11 protein-coding genes are annotated in these 13,125 nt (G+C 73.4%); 4 read left to right on the forward strand and 7 right to left on the reverse strand.

Annotated features, from left to right (window positions below; translation table 11 throughout):
- Position 1: 1 nt before the first annotated feature.
- Both ACQP0N_RS24645 and ACQP0N_RS24650 read right to left on the reverse strand, forming a co-directional pair.
- The gene (locus tag ACQP0N_RS24645; protein WP_433114436.1) at positions 2–3,079 is read right to left on the reverse strand and encodes a bifunctional [glutamine synthetase] adenylyltransferase/[glutamine synthetase]-adenylyl-L-tyrosine phosphorylase; all 3,078 of its coding nucleotides are present in this window, start codon (positions 3,077–3,079) and stop codon (positions 2–4) included.
- The gene (locus tag ACQP0N_RS24650; RefSeq protein WP_433114438.1) at positions 3,079–3,846 is read right to left on the reverse strand and encodes a type 1 glutamine amidotransferase; all 768 of its coding nucleotides are present in this window, start codon (positions 3,844–3,846) and stop codon (positions 3,079–3,081) included. Before ACQP0N_RS24650 ends, ACQP0N_RS24645 begins: the two co-directional genes overlap by 1 nt.
- A gap of 103 nt (positions 3,847–3,949) precedes the next feature.
- On the opposite strand from ACQP0N_RS24650, the gene ACQP0N_RS24655 reads away from it, so the two are divergent.
- A complete protein-coding gene (locus ACQP0N_RS24655) occupies positions 3,950–4,885 on the forward strand; it encodes a S66 peptidase family protein (protein ID WP_433114440.1) in 936 nt (311 codons plus the stop codon).
- Positions 4,886–5,188: 303 nt separating this feature from the next.
- On the opposite strand, the gene ACQP0N_RS24660 is transcribed toward ACQP0N_RS24655, so the two are convergent.
- Positions 5,189–6,067 (reverse strand): Vgb family protein, encoded by an 879-nt coding sequence (locus tag ACQP0N_RS24660; RefSeq protein ID WP_433114442.1) that lies wholly within the window; start codon positions 6,065–6,067, stop codon positions 5,189–5,191.
- A 178-nt stretch (positions 6,068–6,245) separates the two neighbouring features.
- On the opposite strand from ACQP0N_RS24660, the gene ACQP0N_RS24665 reads away from it, so the two are divergent.
- Entirely contained in the window at positions 6,246–6,740 is a 495-nt protein-coding gene (locus tag ACQP0N_RS24665) for a hypothetical protein (protein ID WP_433114444.1), read from the forward strand.
- Positions 6,741–6,975: 235 nt separating this feature from the next.
- Here ACQP0N_RS24665 and ACQP0N_RS24670 read toward each other — a convergent pair whose 3' ends face one another.
- From ACQP0N_RS24670 to glnA, 4 genes are all read right to left on the reverse strand, one after another.
- A complete protein-coding gene (locus ACQP0N_RS24670; protein WP_433114446.1) occupies positions 6,976–7,350 on the reverse strand; it encodes a VOC family protein in 375 nt (124 codons plus the stop codon).
- 127 nt (positions 7,351–7,477) lie between these two features.
- On the reverse strand, positions 7,478–8,170 hold the full coding sequence (locus ACQP0N_RS24675; RefSeq protein ID WP_433114448.1) for a helix-turn-helix transcriptional regulator: 693 nt from the start codon (positions 8,168–8,170) through the stop codon (positions 7,478–7,480).
- A 109-nt stretch (positions 8,171–8,279) separates the two neighbouring features.
- On the reverse strand, positions 8,280–8,705 hold the full coding sequence (locus ACQP0N_RS24680) for a DUF350 domain-containing protein (protein ID WP_355051479.1): 426 nt from the start codon (positions 8,703–8,705) through the stop codon (positions 8,280–8,282).
- A gap of 88 nt (positions 8,706–8,793) precedes the next feature.
- Positions 8,794–10,143, reverse strand: a complete 1,350-nt coding sequence (gene glnA / locus ACQP0N_RS24685; RefSeq protein WP_355051478.1) for a type I glutamate--ammonia ligase — start codon at positions 10,141–10,143, stop codon at positions 8,794–8,796.
- A 237-nt stretch (positions 10,144–10,380) separates the two neighbouring features.
- On the opposite strand from glnA, the gene ACQP0N_RS24690 reads away from it, so the two are divergent.
- On the forward strand, positions 10,381–12,138 hold the full coding sequence (locus ACQP0N_RS24690; RefSeq protein WP_355051477.1) for an NAD+ synthase: 1,758 nt from the start codon (positions 10,381–10,383) through the stop codon (positions 12,136–12,138).
- A gap of 117 nt (positions 12,139–12,255) precedes the next feature.
- The gene (gene panB, locus ACQP0N_RS24695) at positions 12,256–13,101 is read left to right on the forward strand and encodes a 3-methyl-2-oxobutanoate hydroxymethyltransferase (protein WP_433114450.1); all 846 of its coding nucleotides are present in this window, start codon (positions 12,256–12,258) and stop codon (positions 13,099–13,101) included.
- Positions 13,102–13,125: the final 24 nt, after the last annotated feature.

Below are 13,125 nucleotides of genomic sequence, written 5' to 3' on the forward strand. Positions count from 1 at the left end.
TCTACCCCTCCAGCACGCGCTGAGCGGCGGCGCGGGAGCGGCGGCCGGTGCGCAGGTACTCGTCGAGGAACTCCCCCGGGTCGTCGCGGCCGAGCAGCCGGACCACCCCCGCCAGCTCCACGCCGTGCCGGGGCAGCTGGTCGCCGGCCCGACCCCGGACCAGCATCAGCGCGTTGCGGACCTGCGCGGCCAGGGACCAGCCGGCGGCCATCTCCGCGGCGTCCGCCGCATCGATCAGGCCGGCCCGCTCGGCCGCCGCGAGAGCATCGAGGGTACGCGTGCCACGCAGTTCCGGGATCGCGCCCGCGTGTCGGAGCTGGACGAGCTGGACCGCCCACTCGACGTCGGCCAGCCCGCCCCGGCCCAGCTTCGTGTGGGTGGCCGGGTCGGCCCCGCGCGGCAGCCGCTCGGTCTCCACCCGGGCCTTGATCCGGCGGATCTCGATGACCTGCTCGCGGGTCAACCCGTCGGCCGGGTAGCGCACCGGCTCGATCATCGCCTCGAACTCGGCGCCCAGGTCGGCGTCACCGCAGACGAACCGGGCGCGTAGCAGCGCCTGCGCCTCCCACACGCGGGACCAGCGGGCGTAGTACTGGGCGTACGCGGCGAGGCTGCGCACCAGCGGACCCTGCCGGCCCTCGGGGCGCAGGTCGGCGTCGACACCCAACGGCGGGTCGGGGGCGGGTACGCCGAGCAGTCGGCGCAGCTCCTCCGCGATGGCGTGCGCGGCGGCGCTGGCGGCGCTCTCGCTGCTGCCGGCGGGCGGGTCGTAGACGAAGAGCACGTCGGCGTCGGAGAGGTAGTTCGACTCGTACCCGCCGAGGCGGCCCATCCCGATCACCGCGAACCGCAGCCCGTCCGGGGCCGGTTGGCTGGCCCGCGCGGCCCGCAGCGCGGCGGCGAGGGTGGCGTCGGTGACGTCGGCGAGCGCCGTACCGACGTCGGTGACGTCGCCCAGGCCGGGTGACGGCCGCGTCGTGCCGTCCGCCCGGGTCGGGACGGGTGCGAGCGCGCCGGCCCGGCAGAGCACGTCCGCGCAGGCCACCCGGACCAGCTCCCGGCGGCGCAGCGCCCGCACCGCGCGGGTCGCCTCGACCGGATCGGTGTGCCGGGCCGCCGCCGCGAGGAAGCCGTCGCGCAGCACCGGACGCGGACGCGGCGACAACTCGTTCTCCTCGGCGAGCAGCCGCAGCGCCTCCGGATCCCGGGCGAGCAGGTCGGCGACGTACCGGGACAGGGCCAGCACCCGGGCCAGCCGGCGGGCGACGGGACCGCCGTCGCGCAGCAGGCGCAGGTACCAGGGGGTGCTGCCCAGCTTGTCGGAGACCTTGCGGTAGTTGAGCAGCCCCCGGTCCGGCTCCGGCGCGTCCGCGAACTCGCTCAGCAGCACCGGCAGCAGGGTGCGCTGGATGGCCGCCGTACGACTCACCCCGCCGGTGAGCGCCTGGAGGTGACGCAGCGCCCCGGCCGGGTCGGCGAAGCCGAGGATCTCCAACCGGTGCCGCGCCGCCTCCGGGGTGAGCCGGAGCCCGTCGGCGGGTACCCGGGCCACCGACTCCAGCAGCGGCCGGTAGAGCAGTTTGGCGTGCAGCCGTCGTACCTCGGTGGCGTGGGTGACCCAGTCGGCCCGGAAGCTCTCGACGGCGCTGCGGCCCGGCGTGGCCACGAAACCCAGCGCGGCGGCCAGCCAGCGCAGCGCCCCCGGCTCGGTGGGCACGGTGTGCGTACGGCGCAGGGCCTGGAGTTGGAGCCGGTGCTCGACGGCGCGCAGGAAGCGGTAGCCGCGCAGCAGCGACTCCCCGTCGGCGCGGCCGACGTAGCCGCCGGCGACGAGCGCGCGCAGCGCCGGAATGGTGCCCGGCGCCCGCAGGGTCTCGTCCCCGCGACCGTGTACGAGTTGCAGGAGCTGAACGGCGAACTCGATGTCGCGCAGCCCGCCCGGACCACGCTTGATCTCGCGTTCCAGCTCCTTCGGCGGGATGTTGTCGATGATCCGGCGGCGCATCGCGCGGACGTCCTCGACCGCCTCGGGGCGTTCGGCGGCCCGCCACACCAGCGGCGCGAGTTGGTCGATCCACTCCTTCGCCAGCGGCAGGTCCCCGGCGGCCGGGCGGGCCTTGAGCAGCGCCTGGAACTCCCAGGTGCGGGCCCATCGTCGGTAGTAGGCGAGGTGGCTGGCGAGGGTACGCACCAGCGGGCCGCGACTGCCCTCGGGCCGCAGGGCGGCGTCCACCGGCCAGGCGACCATCCCGCAGACGGAGATCAGCCGGGTCGCCACCTGGGTCGCGGCGGGCAGATCGGCGTCCTCGGCGGCCACGAAGATCACGTCCACGTCGGAGACGTAGTTCAGCTCGCCGCCGCCGCACTTGCCCATCGCCACCACGGCCAGCCGGGGCCGCTCGGTGCCCGCCGACAACTCGGCGACGGCGATCTCGTACGCGGCCGCGAGGGTCGCGTCGGCCAGCGCGGACAGCGCCGCCATGGTCTGCTCCAGGGCACGGCCGCCGGTGAGGTCGGCCGCCGCGATCCGCAGCAGGGAGAGCCGGTACGCGGCACGCAGCACCGCCACCGGGTTCCCGTCGCCGGCCGGTTCCAGCCGACCGTCGGCGATCGGGGCGAGCCCGTCCGGCGCGGTACGCAGCGTCAGACAGTGCTCGGGATTCGCCACCAGATGGTCGCCGAGCGCCGACGACGCGCCCAGCACGGCGATCAGCCGACGCCGCAGCCCAGGGTCGGCGTGCAGTTCCGCCAGCAGCGGTGAGCCGGTGCCGGCGCTGCTGCCGCCCCTGCCGGTGCCGCCGCCCGGCGCGCTGGTGCTGGCGGCGCTCGTGCCGTTGGTCCGCCGCTCGGCCTCGACGATGCGGTGCAGTTGGCGCAACGCCAGGTCCGGGTCGGCGGCCCGGGACAGCGCGGCGAGCAGCTCCCCGGCCGCGTCGTCGACCGGCTCCTGCTCCTGCGGCCGCCACAGACCCAGCCCGTCCGGGCCGAGCAGGTCCGCGGCGCGGGCCCCGCCGTCGCCCTCGGCGGTGCCGAAGCCGTAGCGGGCCAGCCGGCCCGGGGCTCTCGTCGGACGGCTCATCAGTGCCCGAGCAGCGGCAGGCCGGGCCGGATCGTGCTGTCGTCCAACTCGCCGAGGGCCAGCGCGGCGAACCGGGCGGCGAACGGCTGCCAGACCTCCTCGACGTCCACCATCACCGAGTCGCAGGCCGCCACCACCAGCTCCGGGTCGTAGCCCAACTCGGCGAGCAGGGTCGAGTCGGTGGCCCAGTCGGCGATCATCGCGGTGTCGCACTCGATGTGGAACTGCAACCCCCAGGCCCGGTCGCCGAGCCGGAACGCCTGGTGCGGATAACGGGTGGAGGCCGCCAGCAGGGTGGCACCCCGGGGCAGCTCGGTGATCTCGTCGGAGTGCCACTGGAGCACGTCCGGGATCAGCGGCACGTACCGGAACAGCGGGTCCTGCTCGGCGGCGTCGCGCCGCCCCACCACACCGGGGCCGATCTCCGGCCCGGACGGGCTCCGCTCGACCAGCCCGGCATGCGCCGTGGCGAGCAGCTGCGCACCCAGGCAGACGGCCAGGGTCGGTACGCGGTACCGGACCGCCTTGCGCAGCAGCCCCTCCACGGCCGGGAACCAGGGCGCCCCGGGGGAGCCGTCCAGCAGCGGATACGCCTGCTGGTCGCCACCCAGCACCACAAGTGCCGCGTACCCCTCAAGGTCGGCGGGAAGTTCGTCACCGGCGTGCGGGCGGACCACCCACAAATCCAGCCCTGCCTCGGTCAGCCACTCACCCAACCGGCGCGCGTCGTCCGTCGGGTCATTCTCGATCACCAGCGCGGTTGCCACCCGTCGAGGCTAGCGGGTGCGACGCGCTCCGCCACGCCCCGGCGCGGGTCGGTGCCACCGGCCGGCGGCCTTCGTGTCGGCGCGGTGGCTAGGCTCTGCGGTTGTGATCAACGAGGACTCCACCGTCGTCCGCCCGCCCGTGCTGCGCCCGGGTGACACGGTGCTGCTCGTCTCGCCGTCCGGGCCGACCTCGCCGGAGCGGGTGGCCCGGGGCGTGGAGCTGCTCACCGGCTGGGGCCTCCGCCCGATACCGGCCCCGAACGCGTACGCCCGCCACGGCTACCTCGCCGGCACCGACGACCTGCGGGCCGCCGACCTGAACGCGGCGTTCGCCGACCCCGAGATCCGTGGCGTGATCTGCACCCGGGGCGGCTACGGCGCCCAACGGATCGTCGACGCCATCGACATGGCGGCCGTACGCCGCGACCCGAAGGTGGTGGCCGGCTTCTCGGACATCACCGCGTTGCAGCTCGCCCTGTGGCGAGGCGCCCGACTGGCCGGGGTACACGGCCCCGGAGCGGCCTGGCGGGACGAGCGGACGCCGCTGCGCTCCGCCGAGTCCCTGCACGCGGCGCTGATGACCACCGAGCCGGTGACCGTCGAGGCGGTACCCACCGAGGGGACCTTCGACGTCCGCGTCCCCGGCCGCGCCACCGGCACCCTGCTCGGCGGCAACCTGTGCCTGCTCGCCGCGTCAATCGGCACACCGGACCTGCCCGACCTGACCGGCGCGGTGCTGTTGATCGAGGACGTGCAGGAACCCCCGTACAAGGTCGACCGGATGCTCACCCAGCTCCGCCGGGCCGGTGCGCTGGACGGGCTGGCCGGGGTGGCGGTCGGGCAGTTCACCGAGTGCGGCGACGGCTGGGACACCACGATCGTCGACGTGCTCACCGAACGCCTCGGCGACCTGGGCGTACCGGTCCTCGGCGGCCTCCCCATCGGCCACGGCCCCAACCAGCTGACCGTCCCGGTAGGCACCGAAGCACGACTGAACACCGAAACCAACACCCTGAAGGTCACCCCCGCAGTCCAGTAACCCCCGCGCCCCGGCCCCGCCCGGCCCCGGCCCCCGCCCGGCCCCGGCCCCCGCCCGGCCCCGGCCCCGGCCCCGGCCCGCCCGACCCCGGGCCCGGCCCGACCTCGTTGATCAAGAGGTTTGCGTCAGAATCCGGCCCGGAACTGACGCAAACCTCTTGATCAACGAGGCCAGGGGCCAGGAGGCCGGGAGGCCGGGAGGCCAGGAGGCCAGGAGGCCAGGAGGCCAGGAGGCCAGGAGGCCAGGAGGCCAGGAGGCCAGGAGGCCGGACGCCCGGAGGCCCGAGGGCCGCAGGGGTGGGGGTCAGGGGGTCAGGTGGGCTACTGCGCCGGTTTCCAGGGCTGCCCACACTCCGTCGGGGGTGTGGACGATGCCGTGTGGTTCCGACTGCGGGGTGGGGAGGGCGTAGCTCTCGAATCGTCCGGTCGCATCGAGGTGGCCGATCCGGTTGGCGCCCCACTCGGTGAACCAGGCCCCACCCGCCGGGTCGGCCACGATCGCGTGCGGGCGCGCGGCCCGGTCCGGCAGCGGGAACTCGACGATCACGCCGTCCGGCGTGATCCGGCCGACCTGGCCGGCGGTGATCTCGACGAACCAGATGACGCCGTCGGGGCCGAGGGCGATGCCGACCGGCCCGGCGTCCGGGGTGGGCAACGGGTACAGCGTCACCGTGCCGTCGAGGGCGATCCGGCCGATCGCGTTCGCGCGGTTGAGGGTGAACCAGAGGGCGTGGTCCGCGCCGCAGGTGATCATCGAGGGGAACCCGCCGGTGACCGGCAGGGGAAAGGCGGTCACCGTGCCGTCGGTGGTTACCCGGCCGATCGTGTCGGAGGTCATTCCCGCGTACCAGAGCGCCCCGTCGGGTCCGGCCGCGATGCCACCCGGCCCGGTACCGGGCGGCAGGGCGACCGTGCGCTGCACGCCCTCGACGGTGATCCGACCGATCCGGTCATCACCGGAGCGGGTGAACCAGAGCGCCTCGTCCGGACCCGTCGTGATGATCAGCGGGCGGCCGCCGGCCGGCTCCAGCGGATGGGTTCGGACCGAGCCGTCGGGGTCCAGGCGGGCGATGCCGCCGCCGTGGACCAACGTCAGCCACAGCGCGCCGTCGGGCCCGACCGTGATGCCGTACGGACCGACGCCCGACTCGACGAGTGCGATCTCCCGGATCTCGACTCCCATCTTGGCGTACGTCCCTTCGTTGGCGGTGGACCGACCCTGGCCGCCCGACAAGCGACGACACAACCGATTTTCGCCTCCGATTGTCAGCTCGCTGACAGGTTCGCCACGGGTCGCGCCCAGGCTGACCCGTCACTGTCGGTGACGACATCGCGTACCACCTAGCCTTCTGGAGGAGAGCATGTCCCGCACCATCAGTAGGAAGCACATGCTGGCCGGCCTGGCCGCCGCCGGCGTCCTCGGCGTCGGGATCGCGGCCCCGACGATCGCTTTCGCCGCCGACTCGCCGACGCCGACCGCCAGCACCGCCCCGGCGCCCGGGGCCAAGGCCGACCGGCAGGGTCAGTTCGCCGAGGATCTGGCCAAGGAGCTGGGTGTGCCCACCGACAAGGTGACCGCCGCGCTGGAGAAGATCCGCGAGCAGCACCGGCCGGCCGACCGGCCGCAGCGCCACTCCGCCGAGGATCGCAAGGCCGCGCTCAAGGAGCGGCTGGACCAGGCCGTCAAGGACGGCAAGCTCACCCAGGAACAGGCCGACGCCATCACCAAGGCCGTCGAGGCCGGCGTCTTCCCGGGCCCGGCCGGCCGTCCCGGCCCCGGCGGCCACCGCGGCCCGCTCGGCCACGGCGGCCCGGCCGGACAGGACGCCCCCGCCGGACAGGGCGGCCCCGCCTGATCCACTCGCCTTCCGTGAAGTCGGGGTGTCCGGCAGTCCCGGATACCCCGACTTCCACGACGTCGAGTTGATCAGCGCCGCAAGCCCGGACCGCGCTCCAGGCGGCCCGGCGACCCCAGGTTGATCGACTCGATTTCGCCGATGTGGCGGTGTCCGTCGCACTCGGACACCGCCACCTCGGCGACCTGGAGTCGATCGTGCCCCTGGAAGGCCGCAGGGCACCGGCCCGCCGGCGTCAGCCCTGCGCGGGTGGGGGCGCGAACACGCCCAGGTGGTTGCCGGTCGGGTCGGTCAGCCGGGCCAGCGTGAGCCCGGTGGGCGTGGTCCGGGGCGGCACGAGCACCTGACCACCGGCCGCCTCGGCCCGCCGGCAGGCCTCCGCCACGTCGGTGACCTCGGCGTAGAAGATCGTGTAGTTCGGTGCCGAGCCGTCGGTCGCCCGGATCGCCCCACCGATCCCGGTGTCGCCACCGGCCCCGGTCGTCCGGTAGGAACCGGCGGGCCCACCCTCCTCGTTGAAGGTCCAGCCGAACAGATCGCCGTAGAAGCGCTCCGCCTCCTCCGGCCGGTCGGTGCCGATCTCGAACCACGTGATGGGCGTCGCGGACATACTGCCTCCAGGTCTTCGCGTTTCCGGCCGTCCGGCCGTCTCCCGGAGGAGTCTCGACGTCGTCCGCGACACCGTCCTGTCGGTGTTTCCCGATCACCCGGCCGGGTGGGCCACCCGGACCCCGCCCTCAGACCAGGCTCAGCGCGCGGACGCGCCCGTGCGGGATGTCCAGATCCTCCAGGCGGAGGTCCCGGACCACCACCTCCGGCCGGGTCTCGACCTCGCAGATCCGGTCGGTACGGAAACATCGCACCTCGGCGCGGAGACGGCACCAGGCCACCAGGTACCAGTGGTGGGAGTTGCCGAGGTAGCCCAGCGGCTCGACGTCCCGCAGCGAGTCGACGCCGGCGCGGTCGGCGTACCGGATGCGCAGCACCCGCCGCGCGGTGACCGCGTGGGCGACGGTGGCCGGGACGGGCGTGGCCGGCCCGTCGCCGATCAGGTGCACCCGGCCGGCGAGCCGGTGCGCCTCGGCGGCGTCGGCGGCCGGCAGTACCGCCAGCAGCTTGCGCAGCGCGGTGGCACCCGGCCCGGCGAACGGCGAGCCGGCGAGCCGGTGCAGCGCCACGGCCATCGCGACCGCCTCGGCCGGGGTCAGGTTGACCGGCGGCAGGGTGTGGACGCGGTCCAGGACATAACCGCCGGTACGCCCCGACTCGGCCCAGATCGGCACCCCGGCCTCCTGGAGCGCGCCGATGTCCCGCTCGATGGTCCGGCTGCTCACCTCGAAGCGCACGGCGAGCCAACGCGCGCTGCGCGGCCGTGGCGACACGGCCCGCAGCTCCTCGACCAGGGCGTAGAGCCGGTCCGTACGGTTCATGCCCGGCACGCTACGGCCGGGGTACGACGACCGGCCCGGCCCGCGGCGGCCTCAGACGACCGCGCTCAGACGACCGCGCTCAGGCGACGCGGCCTCAGGCGACGCGGCCTCAGGCGATGCAGGCGCAGACGATCAGCGCGGCGCCGAAGTGCGTGGCGGCGCTGACCCGGGCCGCCGGATGCGGCTCGGACGAGCAGATGACCTCTCCGAGCTTGCCCGGGGTGAGCAGGTCCAGCACGAAGAAGGCCAGCGCCATGATGGCCAGCCCGACCAGCCCGAACACCACGGTGGAGGCGAGCCCCTTGGCGAAGTCGCTGTAGCTGGTGAGGATCGCCGTGAACACGATGCCGGCGATGCCGAGCTGGTTCGCGGCGAGCAGCAGTCCCGCGTTGGTGTTGCGCTCGACCCAGATCAGCTCCCGCAACCGCCCCGGGGTCAGCAGGTCGACGAGCCCGAACCCAGCCGCCATGAGCCCGACGCCCACGATCCCGAACACGACGCTCTGCCAGGCACCGCTGAGCAGGTCCTCCAGCACCGACTGCCTCCCGATTCTCCGCCCGGAAGGGGTACCGGCGCGGTGATCGAGACGATAGCGGCAGCGGGCAAGCGCGTCAGCCCCGCGCCTACAGCGCCAGGTAACGCTGCCGCTCGTACGGGGTGACCTCGCGGCGGTACTGCTCCCACTCGGCCCGCTTGTTGCGCAGGAAGAAGTCGAAGACGTGCTCGCCCAGCACCTCGGCGACCAGTTCGGACTCGGCCATCACGTCGATCGCCTCGGCGAGGTTCTCCGGCAGCGCCTCGTACCCCATCGCTCGGCGCTCGGCGCTGCTCAGCGACCAGACGTCGTCCTCGGCCCCCGGCGGCAGCTCGTAGCCCTCCTCGATGCCCTTGAGGCCCGCGCCGAGCAGCACCGCGAAGGCGAGGTACGGGTTGGTGGCCGAGTCCAGCGAGCGGACCTCGACCCGGGCCGAGTTCGGCTTGCCGTACGCGGGCACCCGAACCAGCGCGGAGCGGTTCAGGTGACCCCAGCAGACGTACGCCGGGCTCTCGGTGATCCGGTCCGGCAGTGCCTGCGGGAAGAGCCGCTTGTACGAGTTGACCCACTGGTTGGTGACCGCCGTGTACTCCCGGGCGTGCATCAGCAGGCCGGCGATGAAGGACTTCGCCACCTTGGAGAGCTTCATCGGGTCGCCACCGTCGTGGAAGGCGTTGCGCTCGCCCTCGAACAGCGACAGGTGGGTGTGCATGCCACTGCCGGGCTGGTCGGTGAACGGCTTCGGCATGAAGCTGGCCTGCACGCCGGTGGAGAGCGCGACCTCCTTGACGACGTGCCGGAAGGTCATGATGTTGTCGGCGGTGGTCAGCGCGTCGGCGTAGCGCAGGTCGATCTCCTGCTGGCCGGGCGCGACCTCGTGGTGGCTGAACTCCACCGAGATGCCGATCCGCTCCAACGCCAGCACGCCCTGGCGACGGAAGTCGCGGGCCACGGCGTGGGTGGTGTGCTCGAAGTAGCCGCCGGTGTCCACCGGGGTGGGCACCGAGCCGTCCTGCGGGCCGTTCTCCAGCAGGAAGAACTCGATCTCGGGGTGGGTGTAGAAGGTGAAGCCCTTCTCGGCCGCCTTGGACAGCGCGCGGCGCAGCACGTGCCGCGGGTCGGCCCAGGACGGCCCGCCGTCGGGCAGCAGGATGTCGCAGAACATCCGGGCGCTCTCGCCGCTGACCCCACCCTCGAACGGGAAGACCTGGAAGGTGGTCGGGTCGGGCATCGCGACCATGTCCGATTCGAAGACGCGCGCGAAGCCCTCGATCGCCGAGCCGTCGAAGCCGATGCCCTCCTCGAAGGCCGCTTCCAACTCCGCGGGCGCCACCGAGACGCTCTTGAGCGTGCCCAGCACGTCCGTGAACCACAGCCGGACGAACCGGATGTCCCGCTCTTCCAGCGTACGGAGGACGAACTCCTGCTGACGGTCCACTTCCCCAACCCCTCGCGACACTCTTTGTCCGCCTTGGTCGGGCTGCGCCCGACCTGACCGCCCAGTGTTCCCGGGCCTGGTTACGCAGACGTTACGCGAACCGCCGCCGCCCGTCCCCTCGCGTCCCGCCCGGCGAGCGGTACCGATGCGGCACGCCGGCCGCGCGGCGTCCGCGCGTGGCCGCCGTCTCGTCCGAGGGTACGGATTGCTCGGCCGAAGCTGAGGCAAGATGAGGACATGCCCACCCTGCGTCTCGCCCTGTCACAGGTCAACCCGAGCGTCGGCGACCTCGCCGGCAACGCCGACCTGGTCCGCAGCTGGACCCGCCAGGCCGCCAACGCCGGCGCCCAGTTGGTGCTCTTCCCGGAGATGATGTTGACCGGCTACCCGGTCGAGGACCTGGTCTTCCGGCGGTCCTTCGTCGCCGCGTCCCAGGCCGCCCTACGGCAGCTCGCGGCCGACCTCGCCGGGGACGGTCTCGGTGACCTGCCGGTCGTGGTCGGCTACCTGGACGCCGACGGGCCCCCGCAGGTCAGCGGGGACGCCGAGCCGGGGCGGGGGGCCCGCAACGCCGCCGCGCTGCTGCACCGGGGCGAGGTGGTGGCCCGGTACTTCAAGCACCACCTGCCCAACTACGGCGTGTTCGACGAGGACCGCTACTTCGTCTCCGGGGACGAGCTGACCGTCGTGCGGATCGGCGGGGTGGACGTCGCGCTGACCATCTGCGAGGACCTGTGGCAGGCCGGCGGGCCGTTCACCGCCGCCCGGCAGGCCGGCGTCGGCCTCGTGGTCAACATCAACGGCTCGCCGTACGAGTTGAACAAGGACGACATCCGGCTGCCGCTGGTCCGCCGCCGGGCGGCCGAGGCGAACGCCACCATCGCGTACGTCAACATGATCGGCGGCCAGGACGAGCTGGTCTTCGAGGGCGACTCGATGATCGTCACCGCCGACGGCGACCTGCTCACCCGCGCGCCACAATTCGTCGAGCACCTGCTCGTGCACGACGTCGAGCTGCCGGCCGCCACCACGACCCCGGGCGGCGACAGCGTCGCCGACGGCATGCGGGTGTCGTACCACGCGGTGGAGGCGGCCCCGCCAGCGCCGTCCGGCCCGGCCGTCACCGGCGGGCTGATCGAGCCGGTCGCCGACGAGGCCGAGGTCTGGCACGCGCTGGTGCTGGGTCTGCGCGACTACGTCAACAAGAACCGGTTCGCGTCGGTGGTGCTCGGCCTCTCCGGTGGCATCGACTCGGCGGTGGTGGCCGCCATCGCCGTCGACGCGCTCGGCCCGGACCGGGTGGTCGGCGTGTCACTGCCCAGCCAGCACTCCTCCGAGCACTCCCGGGAGGACGCCGCCGACCTGGCCAAGCGCACCGGGCTCGACTACCGCGTCGAGCCGATCCAGCCGATGGTGGACGCCTTCCTGGCGAACCTGTCGCTGTCCGGGATCGCCGTGGAGAACCTCCAGGCCCGGGTACGCGGTGTCATCCTCATGGCGCTGTCGAACCAGGAGGGCCACCTGGTGTTGACCACCGGCAACAAGAGCGAGCTGGCGGTCGGCTACTCCACCCTGTACGGAGACTCGGTGGGCGGCTTCAACCCGATCAAGGACGTCTGGAAGACGCTGGTGTGGCGTCTGGCGAAGTGGCGCAACGCGGACGCGGCCCGCCGCGGCGAGACCGCCCCCATTCCGGAGAACTCGATCGGCAAGCCGCCGAGCGCCGAGTTGAGCCCGGGTCAGCTCGACAGCGACTCCCTGCCCGACTACGACGTGCTGGACCCGATCCTCATCGGCTACGTCGACGGCGACCTGGGGCGCGACGGGCTGGTCGAGTCGGGCCACGACCCGGCCGTGGTCGACAAGGTGCTGCGACTGGTGGATACCGCCGAGTACAAGCGACGCCAGTCCGCGCCGGGCACGAAGATCTCCATGAAGGCGTTCGGCCGGGACCGTCGACTGCCGATCACGAACCGGTGGCGCGAGCACGGCTGAGGTCCCGCGCCTCGCGAGTGACATCTTCCACTGGGCCCTGCCGCCAGGCTGTCGCGCGGTGCGACGATCGGCGGAGCCCGGGGACCGCGCAGGCGGCCTCGAGGAAGGGAGACAGTCATGATCGAGTCCACTCCGCATGAGGTGACCGCGCTGTACGGCGGACCGGCCACCCGTCGGGTCCGCACCCGCGACCTGATCGCCGCCAAGGAGCGCGGCGAACGGTGGCCGATGCTCACCTCGTACGACCAGTACACGGCGGGGATCTTCGACCGGGCCGGCGTACCGGTGCTGCTGGTCGGTGATTCGGCGGCGAACAACGTCTTCGGCTACGAGACGACCCTGCCGATCACCGCCGACGACCTGTTGCCGCTGGTACGGGCCGTGGTGCGCTCGACCCGGCAGGCCCTCGTCGTCGGTGACCTGCCGTTCGGCTCGTACGAGGAGGGCCCGGCCCAGGCGCTGCGCACCGCCGTCCGGTTCATGAAGGAGGGCGGCTGCCACGCGGTGAAGCTGGAGGGTGGCCGGCGCTGCGCCGCGCAGATCGCCGCGATCGTCGGCGCCGGCATCCCGGTGATGGCGCACATCGGCTTCACCCCGCAGAGCGAACACACCCTGGGCGGCTACCGGGTGCAGGGGCGGGGCGACACGGCCGACGAGGTGCTGGCGGACGCGCGGGCGGTGGCTGAGGCCGGGGCGTTCGCGGTGGTGCTGGAGATGGTGCCGGGCGTGGTGGCCAAGCAGATCACCCACGAGCTGCCCATCCCCACCGTCGGCATCGGCGCCGGCCCGGACACCGACGCCCAGGTGCTCGTCTGGCAGGACATGGCCGGCCTGCGCACCGGCAAGGCGCCACGCTTCGTGAAGCGGTACGCGGATCTCGCGGACGTCCTCACCGACGCCACCCGGCGCTTCGCCGAGGAGGTCCGGGGCGGCGAGTTCCCGGCCGCCGAGCACACCTTCTAGCCGTCCAGTGGCCTCGGTTGGCGG

Origin of the sequence: Micromonospora sp. CA-246542 (assembly GCF_050942905.1) — a bacterium.
Taxonomy (GTDB): domain Bacteria; phylum Actinomycetota; class Actinomycetes; order Mycobacteriales; family Micromonosporaceae; genus Micromonospora.